Source organism: Microbacterium nymphoidis, from assembly GCF_021044885.1.
GTDB lineage: Bacteria > Actinomycetota > Actinomycetes > Actinomycetales > Microbacteriaceae > Microbacterium > Microbacterium nymphoidis.
Map to the genome: position 1 here is coordinate 245,617 of NZ_JAJNOD010000001.1, position 14,990 is coordinate 260,606.

A 14,990-nucleotide genomic window follows, 5' to 3' on the forward strand; every position below is an offset into this window, starting at 1 on the left:
TGGCAGAGGGGCATCGCGGTGGTGTGTACTGAGGCCATGCGCTCCATCTGGAAGGGTGCCGTCACCTTCGGCCTCGTCAACGTCCCGGTCAAGGTCTACTCCGCCACGGAGGACCACGATGTCTCCCTGCACCAGGTGCACAACGCGGACGGCGGGCGGATCCGCTACCAGCGCATCTGCGAGCTGGATGGCGAGGTCGTGCCCTTCTCCGACATCGATCGTGCTTACGACAACGGTGAGCAGACGGTGATCCTGACCAAGAGCGACCTGGATGCGCTGCCGGCGGAGCGCAGCCGCGAGATCGAGGTGGTGGAGTTCGTCCCGAACACCCAGATCGATCCGATCCTGCTCGACAAGCCGTACTACCTGGAGCCGGACAGCAAGTCGCCGAAGGCCTATCTGCTGTTGCGCGAGACGCTGGAGCGCAGTGATCGCACCGCGATCGTGCGCTTCACCCTCCGGCAGAAGACCCGCCTGGCCGCGCTGCGCGTCCGTGGCGATGTGCTCGTGCTCCAGACGCTGCTGTGGGCTGACGAGGTGCGTGAGCCGTCGTTCGCCTCGCTCACCGACGCCGAGCCGGTGTCGGAGAAGGAGCTGGAGCTGTCAGCGGCCCTGGTGGAGACGTACGCGTCCGATTTCGATCCGGCGGCGTTCACCGACGAGTACCAGACGCAGCTGCGCACGCTGATCGATGCGAAGCTCGAGCGCGGCGACGCCGTCGACACCGAGGAGACCTTCGGTCCGCGCGGCGAGACCGGGGGAGCGGAGGTCATCGATCTCATGGACGCGCTGCGGGCCAGCGTGGAGCGCTCCCGCGCCGCGCGCACGGACAAGGCGGGTGACGAGGCCGCCGCGGGGTGAATGAATGATGCCCTGCCGGATCCGGCAGGGCATCATTCATTTCACGCGTCAGAGCGTGGGCTCCTCGGAGGCAGCGGCCTTCTCGCGAGAGACCTTCCGGCGCTCGTTGAGGTAGTGCACCAGGGTCACCAGGGCCGATCCCGCGACCGCGGCGATCAAGATGACGTCGATGTACTGGGTGACGAAGTCCGCGACCCACGGGATGTAGGCGATGAGGTAGCCGACGAAGGTGAGGCCGAAGCCCCACAGGATGGCGCCGATCAGGTTGTAGAGGCTGTACCGCTTCCACGGCATGTGACCGACACCGGCGGCCACCGGTGCGAACGTGCGGACGATCGGCACGAAGCGCGCCAGGATCACCGTGATCGGGCCGAAGCGCTCGAAGAAGGCATTGGTGCGGGCGACGTTCTGTGTGCTGAACAGGCCCGAGTCCTTCTTCTCGAAGATTGCGGGGCCGCCCTTGTGGCCGATGTAGTACCCGACCTCACCACCGATGAACGCGGCGACACCGATCAGCAGGCTGACCCACCAGATGTTCAGACCGAAGACGTTGTTGGTGTGGGTGAGCAGTCCGGAGATGATCAGGAGCGTGTCACCGGGAAGGAGGAATCCGATGAGCAGACCCGTCTCCGCGAAGATGATCGCGCACACCACGAGCAATGCCCACGGTCCGGCGGCCTCGATGATGACCTGTGGGTCGAGCCACGGGATGAGTCCGAGCTGATGCACTGGCGGATTCCTGTTCTGGTCTGGCGGCAAGAAAGGCCGTCTGGCCGTGCGGGTGGTGGGACTTGAACCCACACGCCCTGAGGCACAGGAACCTAAATCCTGCGTGTCTGCCAGTTCCACCACACCCGCGCGAATTCGATTCTATGCTTTCCGCCCCGTTCTCACTCTGGGGAAGTGCCGGGGGAGAAGCTGTGATCCTGCCATGAATGGGTGACTGCACCGCCCGGGGGACTGTGGACAAGCGCGGCGGTCGCTGGGCGGCTGCGGTCAGGATGTCCGCATGCCGTCCGCCCCCTTCGTCTTCTCCGAGGTCACCGAACGCGTGCGCGACCGCCTGCGGGAGGAGCGCATCGATCCCGCACAAGACCGCGAGCGGGCTCGGCAGGTGGCGCGGACGGAGATCCGTCGTCACAACGATCGCGCCCTCGCGCGAGGAGACGGCGTGATCGACGACGAGGCGCACTGCCTCGCGCAGGTGCTCGCATCCGTCGCCGGGTTCGGCGCGCTGGAGCCGTATCTGGCCGATGACTCGATAGAAGAGATCTGGATCAACGCTCCGGATCGGATCTTCGCCGCTCGGGACGGGCTTCCGCTCCGGCTGCCGCTGGTGCTCACCGAGGACGAGGTGCGCTCGATCGTGGAGCGCATGCTGAACGCCACCGGCCGTCGCGTGGATCTGAGTCAACCGTTCGTCGATGCCTCGCTCCCGGACGGCTCGCGGGTTCACGTCGTCATTCCCGACGTGGTCCGCGCGCACTGGACCGTGAACATCAGGAAGTTCCTCTCCCGATTCCGTGATCTCGATGGGCTGGTCGAGGCGGGAGCGCTGCCGCGCTCACTCGCCTACAACCTGACGCAAGCGATGACGCAGGGGGCCAGCGTCCTGGTGTCCGGTGCCACTCACGCCGGCAAGACCACGATGCTGAGTGCGTTGATCGCCGCGGAACCACCCGCACACCGGGTGATCACCGTGGAGGAGACATTCGAACTCGCGGTCGACGCCGTGGACGTCGTGGCGATGCAGGGCAGGCAGCCTTCGCTGGAGGGCACCGGCGAGATCCCGCTCCGCCGCCTGGTGAAGGAAGCTCTCCGCATGCGACCGGATCGGCTTGTCGTGGGGGAGGTGCGGGATGCCGAGGCGCTGGACCTGGTCCTCGCGCTGAACACAGGCGTGCCCTGCGCCGCGACCATTCACGCCAACAACGCCGCCGAGGCACTGGACAAGCTGATGTCGCTCACCCTGCTGGCGGGGCGGAACGTGGATCGGGGATTCGTCTCGCCGGCGATCTCGCGCAGCGTCGATCTGGTCGTTCACTGCGAGCGTCGGGCGGACGGATCCCGACGCGTCGCCGAGGTGCTCGCCCCGGAGATAGACGCCGTGGGTGAGCCCGGGGTGCGGGTCCTGTACCGTGCGGAGCATGCTGCATGACTGCGCTCCGGGAGAGGTGCTTCGCCGTGGGTGCGTGCGGGGTACGAGTCCGCTATCGGAACGGGGCGCGCCGCATGACTGTGCCCTGCGTGATCTGCTTCGCCGCGGGGGAGCCCGGGGCCCGCGTGCTCTACCGTGCGGAGCGCGCCGCATGACTGCGCTGTGGGCGATCTGCTTCGCCGCCGGAGTCCTCTGCATCGCCTCTGTGTGGCTCTGGCCGCGCCGGGCCCCGCATGATGCCGTCGAGAGCCGCCCGGCCTCAGCGATGCGCACGCTGCTGGCAGAGGCCGGGGCATCGTCGCTCTCGCCCGGCGCGCTTCTGATCGGTGCCGCGATGTGCGCGCTCGTCGCCGCGTCGGCGGTATGGGTCCTGACACGGTTGCCCGTGCTCGCGGCACTCGCGCTCCTCGCCGGCGCGGTCGTCCCGTTCTCCGTGCTGCGCGCCCGGCGAGCGCGGCGGCATCAGGATCGGCGGTCGGTGTGGCCCGACGTCTGCGATCTGCTGGTCGCCTCGGTGCGCGCCGGGCAGAGCCTGCCGGACGGCGTGGCCGCGCTCGCGGACCTGGCACCGCAGCCCGTGCGAGCCGAGTTCGCGCGGTTCCGCTCAGATCTCGCAGCCTCGGGGCACTTCGACTCTGCGGTCCTTGCTCTCAAGGAGCGTCTGGCCGATCCCACCGCCGATCGCATCGTGGAGACGCTGCGGATGGCGCGTCAGGTGGGCGGTACGGAGCTCGCCAACGTGCTGCGCTCCCTCTCGACGGCGGTGCGGGCCGAAGCGGCGGTGCGCGGCGAGGTGACGGCGCGGCAGTCCTGGATCCGTGGCGCGGCGGTCGTCGGCGTGGTGGCACCCTGGGTCATCCTCGGACTCCTGGTCGCGCGTCCCGAGGGAGCAGCGGCCTACTCCACCCCGATGGGTGTGGTGCTGATCGCGGTGGCAGCGGGCGTGTCCTTCGTCGCCTACCGGCTGATGCTGCGCATCGGCCGGTTGCCGGAGCAGCGGCGGTGGTTTCGATGACCGCTGCACTGACTGATGGCGCGATCGCCGTGCTGCTCGGCACCGTTCTCGGAAGCGGGCTCTGGTCGATCCTCGCCGCGCTGCCGCGCTGGTCGGCTCCGCAGTTGGTCCGACGCATCGCCCCCTACGTCCGCGACATCACGGACCCGGCAGGGACGAGTCTGCCCGCACCCGCTCTGATCGACCCCGCCGCCGGACTGACGGCCCTGGTGCGGGTCGGTTGGCGGGTGTTTCGCCGTCGGCTGGTGCCGCTGCTGGGAGGGACGACCGTGCTGGCGACACGCCTGCGGCGCGCGGGATGGAAGGCGGATGCGGAGCGGTTCCGCGAGCGGCAACTGGCGCTCGCCGTCGGTGCCGCGGCGCTGGGAGCCCTCGTGACCATCGGGCTGGCGCTCACCGGACGTTTCACCATCCCATCGCTGCTGCTTCCGATCGTCTTCGGTGTCGCCGGCTTCTTCGGCACGGACGTCTGGCTGACACAGGCGGTGAACCGGCGCCGTCAGCGCATCGAGGACGAACTGCCCACCGTCCTCGACTTCCTCGCGCTCTGCTTGGCCGCGGGCGAGAGCCTGCACGACGCGGTGAAGCGCACCGCCTCGGTCGGCGTCGGTGCGCTGGCCGGGGAACTCCGGGCCGTCACCGTGGAGACCGGGACCGGATCCAATCTGGCGACAGCGCTCGCGGCGGCGGGGGAGCGGATCGGGGTCCCCGGTGTGAGCCGGGCTTTCGATCATCTCCTGTCCGCGCTGGAGCGGGGTGCGCCCCTGGCCGCCGTGCTTCGCGATCAGGCTACCGATGCTCGGGAGGATCGGAAGCAGGGGATGCTCGATCAGGCCGGGCGCAAAGAGGTCACCATGCTGTTCCCGCTGGTGTTCCTCATCCTGCCGCTCTCCGTCCTGCTCGCCGTGTTCCCCGGAATCCACCTCCTGCGCCTCGGGTGATGCGCGCGGGGACTGTGCCCGGCCCCGCGCGTCCCGCCGTCCGCAACGCCGCGCTCAGCCCGCTCTGTGATCTGTGATCGCCCAGTGTGAAACTGACACCCGGCCGCTGCGGCAGAGCTTCGCCCGCGGTTATGTTCTGCGGTTCGGGGGAAGTGAGTCGTGCAGCCACAGTCTAGAAATGATGCAAACGTCGAATGAGATTCGTCCGTCAGGAAGGTGTATTTCCCGTGAGGACGGCGGATTGCCTGCCGAACGCGCCTCTCGCCGCTCTCTTTCCGCCGCTCTGCCCAGGCATCGGTGAGTTCTATCGCTCGGGCATCCGGGTACCGAGCCAGGCCTTCACGCCATCGAGTGGAGTTGTTTCCGTGGTGCCGTAGTATCTCACCTCGCGCGAGAGCTGGGCATCCAGTTTTCCGCTACCCGGCTCGTAGTAAATGCGATACTCCGTCGGTGCCGGAATGCCTTCACTGTCAAAAGCCGCAGTCGCCCCAGAAGAGTCTTCATCCATGAGACGCAGCACGCTCTGCTGACGTTCGATGCTGTTCTCTGCGCCTACGAGGCGCCCGGCCCAGACGATCGCACCCTTTTGCTCGAACAACGGCACGCTGAACAGCCGGCCGCCCGTGCCGATGCGCTCATGCAGACCATAGAAGTAGTACGCACTCACATCGGGAGCTGCTCCGACGTACTCTCTCGCCAGCGACACCCATTTGGAGACCAGGTCATTTAAGATGAGCTGTTCTGACATGATAACTATTGCTCCAATATGTACTGGTTGGGGATGCCGTTAACGGCAGCGCCTTCGCCCGAGCCTCCGCCCGCGCGACATCCTCCTGAATCCGTGCCAACGACTCCTCAGGATTGCTGAACGCCATCGTGCCCCCCTCTGGCACTGGGAAGCAAATGCGTCCGCTCCCGCTCGCGCAATGGACCCCCATCGGTCGGTGGAGTCCGCCTGCGGCTAGATTCTGCGACGATGGACGGATGACCCTGGACGACCCGAACGCGCGTCTGCAGGCCGTGCTCGCCGACCATGCCGACACGGACCTGAGTGATCGTCTCGCCGCGCTTGCCGTGGACCTGCGTGATGGCGCCGGCATGGATCAGCGCACGATGTTCACCCTGTTCAACCGGGCACTCGCGGTCAGCGACGAAGAGGACGACACCACCCGGGTTGCGCTGGAACTCGTCATCGACCGGGTGAGCGGCTGGTGCGAGCCGCACCGGCGCATCTTCCCCGAACCGTGAACGGCGCAGGAGGCGTGACGTCCCGTCGCGGGCTCGGCGTCGTGCTCGTCGTCGGCTTCGGTGCTCTGCTGATCTTCGCTCTGGTCTCGCCGGGCCTCCCGATCACGGTGCCGATCCTCGCCTCGGCCGGAATTCTGAGCGGGCTCGCGATGTCCGTGCGCAGTCGATGGGCACACGTGATCGACGCGTGTGCGGCCGCCCTGATCGGCGTCGTCTTCCTCGCAGCCGGCATTCTGGGACTGCTCGCCGCTCCGGACGGCATCCTCAGCTCGCTCCTGATGACGGCACTCGGTGCCGGATGCTGTGTGGCAGCGGTGCTGCGGGTGCGAGCGCACCGACGACTCGGACTAACGCGACAGCGCCCGGACGACGAATGACGTGTGGCCCGGATTCGTAGATTCCGGGCCACACGCGTCCAACGTCGAACTCAGCGGCGCCGCTTGCGCTGCGTGCGGATCGTCGAGGTGGACAGGCGACCGCGATCCGGCTCCGGGTGAGGCTCGTGCGATTCGATCTCGAGGTCCACCGTGCGGATCGTGGCCGTCGTGCTGGTGGCATCCCCGGCCTCCACCGTGCGCTCGTAGCGGGCGCGGCGCCGCCGCAGCCACAGCGCGAGCATGATGATCGCGATCATCACGACGTACACGGTGACGGCGAACGGCGTGTGCACCAGGTAGGCCGGGTTCCCCAACCCGATCTGCATCGACGTACGCAGCTCGTCTTCCGCCATCGGCCCGAGGATGGCCCCCACCACCATCGGAGACACGGGGAAGCCGAGCCTTCGCATGAAGAAGCCCAGCACGCCGAACACGGCGATCACGCCGATGTCGAACACCGTGAAGTTCGCCGCGTAGGCACCGAGCCCCGCGAACACCAGGATTCCGGCGTACAGATACGGACGCGGGATCTGCAGGAGCTTCACCCACATGCCCACCAGCGGGAGGTTCAGCACGAGCAGCAGCACGTTGCCGATGTACAGGCTGGCGATGAGCGCCCACACGAGTCCGGGGTTCGAGCTGAACAACTGCGGACCCGGCTGGATGTTGTAGGTCTTGAACGCCGTCAGGATGATCGCGGCGGTCGCGGTGGTCGGGATGCCGAGCGTGAGCAGCGGCACGAGAACACCGGCGGCGGCCGCGTTGTTCGCGGCCTCCGGGCCGGCCACGCCCTCGATCGCGCCCTTTCCGAACTGGCTCTTGTAGGGCTCTTTGGCCAGCGAGCGCTCCGTAGCGTAGGAGAGGAAGGTCGCCACGTCGGCACCACCAGCGGGGATGGTGCCGATCGGGAATCCGATCGCCGTTCCGCGCAGCCACGGCTTCCACGACCGCTTCCAGTCCGATCGCCGCAGCCACGTGCGCCAGCCCCGGGTGATCGGGATGATCGGAATCTCCCCGTTGCGCAGTCGCGAGGCCACGTAGAGCGCCTCGCCGAGCGCGAACAGTCCCACCGCCACGATCACGACATCGATGCCGTCACCGAGTTCGGGAACCCCGAGCGTGAAGCGCGCCTGCCCGGTGATCACATCGGTGCCGACGAGCCCGATGAACAGGCCGATGGAGAGGGACACGAGTCCTCGCGGCACGGAGGTGCCCATGAGGGCGCCGACCGTGAGGAAGGCCACGACCATCAGGGCGAAGTAGTCGGCGGGCCCGAGCGACACCGCGAAACGCGCCAGGACCGGGGCGAGCAGGGTGAGCAGCGCGGTGGCGATGGTCCCCGCCACGAAGGAGCCGATCGCAGCGGTCGCCAGCGCGGCTGCCGCCCGTCCAGCGCGGGCCATCTTGTTTCCCTCAAGCGCCGTGACGATTGAGGCCGATTCTCCCGGTGTGTTGAGGAGGATCGAGGTGGTCGATCCGCCGTACATGCCGCCGTAGTAGATGCCGGCGAACACGATCAAGGCGGCCGTGGGCTCGAGGGAGTAGGTGAGCGGCAGCAGCAGCGCCACCGTCATCGCGGGCCCGATGCCCGGAAGCACACCGACGGCGGTCCCGACGAGCACGCCCAGAAGGGCATAGAGCAGGTACATCGGCTGCAGGGCGGCCGCGAAGCCGTCCAGCAGCAGGGTGAGGTTATCCATGGTCGTCTCTCCGATCGGACCGGTACTGCGGGTGGCGGGAGCGATCTGCGGTCATGTCAGATCCCGATCCAGCTCGTGAGGTATCCCGTCGCGGGGAGGGAGAGGCCGAGGAGCTGTCCGAACGCGAACCAGGTCGCCACACCGAGTCCGAACCCGACGAGAACGGCCACCCACCAGCGCTTCGCGCCCAGGGGGATCGCAGCACCCGCGAACAGGATGGTGACCGCCAGGGGCCACCCGAGGGCGGGGATCGTGATGATCAGGGACACGAAAGCGAGCACGACGATCGCCGTGGTCACCCAGGACGTCGAGCTCTCGAGATCGATGTCCTCGCCGCCGTCGGGCTCGCCGAATCTCCCGCGCAGCTGGCCGACGAACACCGCGACTGACGCTGCCAGCATGAGCCCGCCGACCGCGTAGGGGATCACGCGTGGCCCGAGGCCCGCGGCAGAGGCGGGCTCGGGAATGGCACCCGCGGTGAGGAGCACGGACACGGCGAGCGCGATCAGCAGCCCGACGAAGACCATCGACTCCACGCGGTAGGGGCGACCCGGCGCCGCTGCGACCCCCGCTTCGGGGGCCGCAGCCGACGCCTCGCTCATCCCACCAGTCCGATCACCGACAGGGTGTCCTTGGTCTGCGCGATGTCGCCCGTGAGGAACGAATCGAAGTCCGCTCCGGTGAGGAACGCGTCCGTCCAGCCGTTCTCCGCGACGATCGACGCCCAGGCGTCGGAGTCGTGGACCTGCGTGACCAGGTCGGTGAGGGCCGCACGGTCGCCGTCGCTGATGCCGCCGGGGGCGATCACACCGCGCCAGTTCGTGGCGGTCACATCGATACCCTCCTCGGTGAGGGTCGGGACATCAGGGAGCTTCTCGGATCGTTCGGCACCCGACACGGCCAGCGCGCGAAGATCGCCGGACGCGATCAGCTCGGCGAACTCGCCGACGCCCGAGATGCCGGCCGCGACGTTGTTGCCGAGAAGCATGGTCGCAGCCTCCCCACCACCGGAGTTGGCGACGTAGTTCAGCTTCTGCGGAATCGTGGCGGCGTCCAGTCCCGCATCGGTGAGCAGCAGGCCGGCGAGGATGTGATCGGTGCCGCCGGCGGAGCCGCCCGTGATGGCGACCTGCGGGCCGTCCTTCACGATCGCCGCGATGAGGCTCTTCACATCCTGGTAGGGGCTGGACGCCGGAACGACGATCACGGCGGGCTCCTCGGTGAGCTTGGCGATCGGGGTCATGTCCTCGATGCGGTCCTTGCTCTTGTTGGTCTCCACCGCTCCCACCATCACCGATCCGGTGATCATGAGCGTGGCGGGCTCCTTCTCGGTGGCGAGGTTCGCCAGCCCCACGGTTCCACCGGCGCCGCCGATGTTCGTCACCGGTGCGGAGGAAACCAGCTTGTCTTCCGTGAGCACCTGCGAGAGCGCGCGGGCGGTCTGATCCCAGCCGCCGCCGGGGTCGGCGGGTGCGATGACCTTCAGCGAAGTGATCGCCGTCTCAGCACCGCCGGCGGTGCTGCCGCCGGCGGGTGCGCCGGCCGTCCCCGAACACGCCGACAGCGCCAGGGCCGCTGTGACGAGAACGCCGGACACGAAAACGCCGCGACGGCGAAGCCGGGCGTGCTGCGTGAAAGATCGCATGTCTCCTCCTTGAGTTCCCGGCGCGGTGCGCTGCCGGGGCGATGGAGACCGACATTAGGGAGGCGACCGGCTGTGCGGAGGTTCTGGTCGCAAGAATCGTTGTGGTCGTTTTGGTCACGGACCATCCGTCGCCGCTGCCGCGAAGCGGCTAGCCTCAGGTGCGTGAGACGAGCGACGGGGCTTCGGACGCAACTGCTGGCGGTGCAGTCTGCGATCATGCTCGTCGTCATCGTGGGAACGGGCGTGACGGTCGCGCTGGTGCAGGGTCAGCAGGTGCGCGACTCGTACCGCGATCGCATGATCGCAGTGGCCCAGTCCGTTGCCAGCCTGCCCGCGGTGCTGGACGCGTTCGATGATCCCGATCCGTCGGCGATCATCCAGCCGATCGCCGAGCTGGTGCGGGCGGCCAGTGACGTGGACTACGTGGTGGTGACCGACGCCGACGGCATCCGCTTCTCCCACCCCGACCCCGATCGCATCGGTGAGGTGGCTTCGACACCCCTGGATGCGCTGGACGGCTCGATGTACGTGGGCACACAGACGGGGACGCTCGGAACCTCCTGGCGTGTGAAGATCCCGGTGCGAGCGGCGGATGACACCATCATCGGCCAGGTCTCCGTGGGGATCCTCGAGACCGATCTGCACTCGGCGTATCTGGTGAACATCGGCTGGCTCGCGCTCGCGCTCGCGGTGGCGGCGGTGATCGGCGCTCTGCTGTCCAGTGCCACCGCGTCGTTCGTCCACCGCCGCCTCTACGGGGTGGAGCCCGACGAGATCAAGCGGATGCTCGATACGCGCGACGCGACGCTGCATGGAATCGGCGACGGCATCGTGGTGCTGGATCCCCACCGCCGGGTTGTTCTCTGCAACGATGCCGCGCTCCGCCTGCTGAATCGGTCCGAGGAGTCGTCGCTGGTGGGGCTGCCGATTCGGGAGCTGCTGGACGTGGACCTGGATCAGCCCGACGCGGATTCCGGTCCGCAGCAGCTGGCGCTGGCCGGGGAACGCATCCTGCTGGCACGCGTGGATCCGGTCATCGTCGACGGGAGAAGGGTCGGCACGGTCATCATCCTGATGGATCGCACCGAACTGGACACGGCGCTGCGCGAGCTCGCCGGCGCCCAGAGCATCGCCGAGGCGCTGCGTGCCCAGCAGCACGAGTTCGCGAACACGCTGCACACGATCGGAGGGCTGCTGGAGCTGGGTGAGCACGATGCGGCGAGCAGCTTCATCGAGCGGGCCAGCGGCGACGACGCGGATTCGGGAGGTCTGCCCGCCGACCTGCACGATGTCGAGGTCGCGGCGCTGCTCATCGCGAAGCGCGCGCGTGCCCGGGAGGCCGGAGTCCGTTTCGAGGTGCGCTGCCGCGGTACGGTCTCCGCAGCGGGTGAGCACTCGCGAGACCGGATCACGGTGATCGGAAACCTCGTGGACAACGCGATCGAGGCGGCCGGGCGCGATGGGACCGTGGAGGTCGCCCTGGAGGAGGACAGTTCGGGGGCGCTGCTCATCACGGTGGACGACGACGGCCCGGGTATCGCGCCGGATCGGCGCGATGACGTGTTCTCCCTCGAGCACACCTCGAAGGGCTCGCACGGAGGACTGCCGCGCGGCTATGGCCTCACCCTGGTGTCCCGTGTGACCCGCCGTGCGGGCGGCGGCGTTGTCGTCTCTGACTCATCGCTCGGCGGCGCCCGGTTCGAGGTGCGACTGCCCCGCAGTACGGCGGTGGTGGCGAACACATGAGCGGGCTGCGCACGCTGATCGTGGAGGACGATCCGCAGGTCTCGCGCGTGACGCGTGGGTTCGTGGAGCGGCATCCGTCCTTCATCGTCGTCGGCACGGTCGCCACCGGCCGGGCGGCGCTGGAGGCGATCGTCTCGATGAAGCCGGATCTCGTCCTGCTGGACATCTATCTGCCGGACATGACCGGCATCGCCGTGCTGCGTACCGCGCGCGCCCACGGGTTCGGCGGCGAGGTGGTGCCCGTGACCGCGGCGTCCGAGCTCGACACCGTCCGGCGGGCGCGCCAGCTGGGGGTGCGTCACTACCTGGTGAAGCCGTTCACGATGCGCGCGATGCACGAACGGCTGGATGCCGTCCACGTAGCGCTGACGGAGGAGCGGCGCGCCGCGGCAGACACCCTCGATCAGCGGGCGATCGATGAGCTGTTGCGCGACCGGGGAACGGTGAGTGCGGCCAGCGAAGGCTCTGCGGTCACGCAGCGGCGCGTGGCACTCGCTCTCGCCGGCATGCCCGACGGCGCCAGCGCGGCTGAGATCGCGGCGCTGACCGGTCTCAGCCGGGTGAGCGCGCGGCGTTATCTGCAGCAGCTGCTGGATGCCGGACAAGCACTCGTCGAGCCGCAGTACGGTGCTGCAGGGCGGCCCGAGCTGCGTTATCGCCCTGTGGATTAATCCGGTCTCATCTGGGCTCGGCTGACAGCGTAGGGGCATGCTGAAGAGGGTGCGCCTGCGGGCCGAGGAACTGATCCACGACGAGACCGGCGACGTTCCCGGGTGGGTTCTAATGCAATTACCTACATGACGCGGCGTGGTGGCGGGGGCGGAAATGTAGTCGCGCGCGAGGGTGCGCCCCAAAACGACACGCCGCGACACGCCGAATCTATCATCCACAGGCGGAGATTGCTGATTTTCTCCACTGCCTGTGGAGAAGTGTGGAGGGGTGCGCCCGACTCGCGAAAATCCGCGCGATTTCTTGCATGTCCATGTGCATGAAATTGTGGACAAGATGTGGTGAACCCTGTGGATGAGGGTGGATAACTACACGGATGTAACTACTACCTCTTGTGGTCACTTCCAATGTCGACGCCCATATGTAGTATTGGACTCGCCAAAGCACAACGGCCCCGAATCCATCGGGGAACCGATGAACAACAGGGCCGTGAGCACCATACTTTCCTAGGGCGTGGTGCCCACACTCTAACACTCTGTGCAAGGCGACACCATTATTCGCAAATCACAGAAAGTGAGGGCCTGATGGCTACTTCACGCAACACCAACATGCGACCCGGCAACACCGTTCCGGCGAGCGGAATCTACGCTCAGTACCAGGGCGGTCGAAAGGTCAACGAGGTCACGAGCGTCATGGGGGAGCCGTTCCCTCCCGGGCGCGCGGCGGGGACCACCTATCGCCCCGTGCGGCTGACGAAGTGAGGTCCGTGATGTCTCGCGGAGTTTTCCTCACCTGTCCCCACTGCCGTGCGACCTTCGGTCCGCTCCGCATCGTCCGTCACGGCCTTGTCCGTTGCGGTAAGTGCGGGCGTACTGTTCGCATGTGACACGAAGCGAACACCCCGGGGTGACCTGGGGTGTTCGCTGTTTCAGCGCCCGTGCGATGTGTCAACCGGACCCGTCTAAGTCGGTATCTGCCGAGCTAGCTCGATGTTCTCCGCGGTCAGCCGAACGGCAATCTCGGCGTCACGGGCTGAGGTTGCCGTTCGTTTGCGCCTCAACTCTGTCCAACTTTGCGATGGTCTGTCCGAGTGCATAGATCGTGCTGGCACCTACCACGATGATGCCGAGCAACTGCACGACGAACGTGCCGAATGCCACGGCTCCGGATGGCGCAAGGATCAGAAGCACGACGATCTCGACAACCGCGAGTGCGGCGAGGGTGGCAAAGCTGATGAAGGTTGCGACTTTGTTCATCGGCAATTCACCGCCCGCCCGCCGATAGCAGTTTAGCGCGGCGTCACGAAGCAAGGTGCCTCAGAATGAACGAAAGGCCCAACATGGGTGTGCTATCAACACGCGATGAGTTCACGAACGATGCGCGGTATTAAGCGGCATCGGTGCGCTTCCTGAGTGAGTCCGACTACGGTGCTGACGTGATGACAGCTGCGCATGCGCTGGCATCACTCCGTGCGGAGCGGGGTCCGGACGCGTGCAGGAGTTCCCCGGAGATGTTTACTACCCGGAGGACGCCGAGTACCACCTCGTGCGGTTGGGGTGGGACTGGCGCATCCTCTTCGGAGACGGGGACGATCATGTGATCGCATGCGGCGGCGACTTTGGAGACGCCTTCGCGCGCGCTCCGGAGTGGGCGCGGGAGCGCGGCGTGATCGCGGGGATGGCGGGTGGGTACCGTCAAGCGCGAGTTGACACTAGAATGTCTATATAGGTTCCCTTGGGGAGCCGCCCGGAGTACCAGTCCGGACGGCCCCCGTGAGGGAGCCAGGCAAGCGCCATTGCTCGCCAATATCGTGAAAAGGCCCGATTCTGAGTTCGTTAGGCTCCGGGCCTTTTCTCGTGTGTCCAAGTCTACTTGGGTGGAGCGACATCGGTGAGAACAGGCAGAACGCCAGCGTTGGTACTTCTGCTCGATATTGGCGGATATGTCCGATATGTCCGATTTTGCAAACTAAATGGGCGGTTTTCTGGGCATGCTTCACGGTGAACTTTCAGGAAGAAGTAGGCTTCGGGCCCCCAACGTTTGTGGACGATGACCCGCGAAGGTCTGCGCCCGGCCAGCTGGCACGTCACCGCGAAGCGACCCCGGATGATCGCCTGGCGGTCGTCCACGTCCGTTTCCTCCCACACCCGATCCAGCGCGGCCGCGTCTGCGTTCAGCGTTTCGATAGACCCGAGCGTGATGGGTCTGGATCTGCTCGCGGACGGCGCGCAAGGCGGCGAACACGCGCGCTCCGGAGCGGTCGCCTTCGGTGGGCTCCTGTTCGGCGCGTAGCTCCAGCGTCTCGGCGCGGATCGCGGCGAAGCGTCCGCTGATCCGTTTCGCATCAACGGGCCATCGATGACCTGTTGCGTGATCGGGGGCCGGTGAGTGCGGCCAGCGAGGGCTCCGCGGTCACGCAGCGGCGCGTGGCACTCGCTCTCGCCGGCATGCCCGACGGCGCCAGCGCGGCTGAGATCGCGGCGCTGACCGGTCTCAGCCGGGTGAGCGCGCGGCGTTATCTGCAGCAACTGCTGGATGCCGGGCAGGCACTCGTCGAGCCGCAGTACGGTGCTGCGGGACGGCCCGAGCTGCGTTATCGGCCTGTGGATTAATCCCGTCTCATCCGGGCT

The 14,990-nt window shown here is 67.2% G+C and carries 17 protein-coding genes and 1 tRNA gene; 11 read left to right on the top strand and 7 right to left on the bottom strand.

What is annotated here, in order from left to right; genetic code table 11:
• Positions 1 to 36 precede the first annotated feature (36 nt).
• A complete protein-coding gene (gene ku / locus LQ566_RS01150) occupies positions 37 to 861 on the top strand; it encodes a non-homologous end joining protein Ku (RefSeq protein ID WP_231089707.1) in 825 nt (274 codons plus the stop codon).
• 48 nt (positions 862 to 909) lie between these two features.
• On the opposite strand, the gene LQ566_RS01155 is transcribed toward ku, so the two are convergent.
• A complete protein-coding gene (locus LQ566_RS01155) occupies positions 910 to 1,590 on the bottom strand; it encodes a DedA family protein (RefSeq protein ID WP_231089708.1) in 681 nt (226 codons plus the stop codon).
• Between the two features lie 47 nt (positions 1,591 to 1,637).
• Positions 1,638 to 1,719: transfer RNA gene (locus tag LQ566_RS01160), tRNA-Leu, on the bottom strand.
• Between the two features lie 151 nt (positions 1,720 to 1,870).
• Here LQ566_RS01160 and LQ566_RS01165 point away from each other — a divergent pair.
• The 3 genes from LQ566_RS01165 (at position 1,871) to LQ566_RS01175 (ending at position 4,975) form a co-directional block, all read left to right on the top strand.
• Positions 1,871 to 3,019 (top strand): TadA family conjugal transfer-associated ATPase, encoded by a 1,149-nt coding sequence (locus LQ566_RS01165; RefSeq protein WP_231089709.1) that lies wholly within the window; start codon positions 1,871 to 1,873, stop codon positions 3,017 to 3,019.
• Positions 3,020 to 3,170: 151 nt separating this feature from the next.
• Positions 3,171 to 4,034: a type II secretion system F family protein gene (locus tag LQ566_RS01170; RefSeq protein ID WP_231089710.1), complete on the top strand. Its 864-nt coding sequence runs from the start codon at positions 3,171 to 3,173 to the stop codon at positions 4,032 to 4,034.
• Positions 4,031 to 4,975, top strand: a complete 945-nt coding sequence (locus tag LQ566_RS01175) for a type II secretion system F family protein (RefSeq protein ID WP_231089711.1) — start codon at positions 4,031 to 4,033, stop codon at positions 4,973 to 4,975. The genes LQ566_RS01170 and LQ566_RS01175 overlap by 4 nt, the downstream gene beginning before the upstream one ends.
• Before the next feature lie 304 nt (positions 4,976 to 5,279).
• On the opposite strand, the gene LQ566_RS01180 is transcribed toward LQ566_RS01175, so the two are convergent.
• Complete coding sequence (locus LQ566_RS01180; protein ID WP_231089712.1) at positions 5,280 to 5,723, bottom strand: hypothetical protein; 444 nt, start codon at positions 5,721 to 5,723, stop codon at positions 5,280 to 5,282.
• Between the two features lie 236 nt (positions 5,724 to 5,959).
• Here LQ566_RS01180 and LQ566_RS01185 point away from each other — a divergent pair, with 236 nt between their 5' ends.
• Positions 5,960 to 6,223 (top strand): hypothetical protein, encoded by a 264-nt coding sequence (locus LQ566_RS01185; protein WP_231089713.1) that lies wholly within the window; start codon positions 5,960 to 5,962, stop codon positions 6,221 to 6,223.
• 14 nt (positions 6,224 to 6,237) lie between these two features.
• Complete coding sequence (locus LQ566_RS01190) at positions 6,238 to 6,600, top strand: hypothetical protein (RefSeq protein ID WP_231089714.1); 363 nt, start codon at positions 6,238 to 6,240, stop codon at positions 6,598 to 6,600.
• A gap of 50 nt (positions 6,601 to 6,650) precedes the next feature.
• Here LQ566_RS01190 and LQ566_RS01195 read toward each other — a convergent pair whose 3' ends face one another.
• From LQ566_RS01195 to LQ566_RS01205, 3 genes are read right to left on the bottom strand one after another with little or no spacing between them, the layout of a single operon-like run.
• Positions 6,651 to 8,300, bottom strand: a complete 1,650-nt coding sequence (locus tag LQ566_RS01195; RefSeq protein ID WP_231089715.1) for a tripartite tricarboxylate transporter permease — start codon at positions 8,298 to 8,300, stop codon at positions 6,651 to 6,653.
• A 56-nt stretch (positions 8,301 to 8,356) separates the two neighbouring features.
• Positions 8,357 to 8,902, bottom strand: coding sequence for a tripartite tricarboxylate transporter TctB family protein (locus tag LQ566_RS01200; RefSeq protein ID WP_231089716.1), 546 nt, complete (start codon positions 8,900 to 8,902; stop codon positions 8,357 to 8,359).
• Complete coding sequence (locus LQ566_RS01205) at positions 8,899 to 9,945, bottom strand: Bug family tripartite tricarboxylate transporter substrate binding protein (protein ID WP_231089717.1); 1,047 nt, start codon at positions 9,943 to 9,945, stop codon at positions 8,899 to 8,901. Before LQ566_RS01205 ends, LQ566_RS01200 begins: the two co-directional genes overlap by 4 nt.
• Positions 9,946 to 10,107: 162 nt before the next feature.
• Between LQ566_RS01205 and LQ566_RS01210 the strand changes: the two genes are divergently transcribed.
• The 3 genes from LQ566_RS01210 to LQ566_RS01220 all read left to right on the top strand — a co-directional run bounded on the left by LQ566_RS01210 (position 10,108) and on the right by LQ566_RS01220 (position 13,121).
• The gene (locus LQ566_RS01210) at positions 10,108 to 11,691 is read left to right on the top strand and encodes an ATP-binding protein (RefSeq protein WP_231089718.1); all 1,584 of its coding nucleotides are present in this window, start codon (positions 10,108 to 10,110) and stop codon (positions 11,689 to 11,691) included.
• Entirely contained in the window at positions 11,688 to 12,362 is a 675-nt protein-coding gene (locus LQ566_RS01215) for a response regulator (protein WP_231089719.1), read from the top strand. The genes LQ566_RS01210 and LQ566_RS01215 overlap by 4 nt, the downstream gene beginning before the upstream one ends.
• A 582-nt stretch (positions 12,363 to 12,944) precedes the next feature.
• Positions 12,945 to 13,121, top strand: coding sequence for a hypothetical protein (locus LQ566_RS01220; protein WP_231089720.1), 177 nt, complete (start codon positions 12,945 to 12,947; stop codon positions 13,119 to 13,121).
• Between the two features lie 264 nt (positions 13,122 to 13,385).
• On the opposite strand, the gene LQ566_RS01225 is transcribed toward LQ566_RS01220, so the two are convergent.
• Entirely contained in the window at positions 13,386 to 13,616 is a 231-nt protein-coding gene (locus LQ566_RS01225; protein WP_231089721.1) for a hypothetical protein, read from the bottom strand.
• Between the two features lie 793 nt (positions 13,617 to 14,409).
• Between LQ566_RS01225 and LQ566_RS01230 the strand changes: the two genes are divergently transcribed.
• Entirely contained in the window at positions 14,410 to 14,652 is a 243-nt protein-coding gene (locus LQ566_RS01230) for a hypothetical protein (protein ID WP_231089722.1), read from the top strand.
• 92 nt (positions 14,653 to 14,744) lie between these two features.
• Positions 14,745 to 14,972, top strand: a complete 228-nt coding sequence (locus LQ566_RS01235) for a helix-turn-helix domain-containing protein (RefSeq protein WP_231089724.1) — start codon at positions 14,745 to 14,747, stop codon at positions 14,970 to 14,972.
• The last annotated feature ends 18 nt before the right edge of the window (positions 14,973 to 14,990 follow it).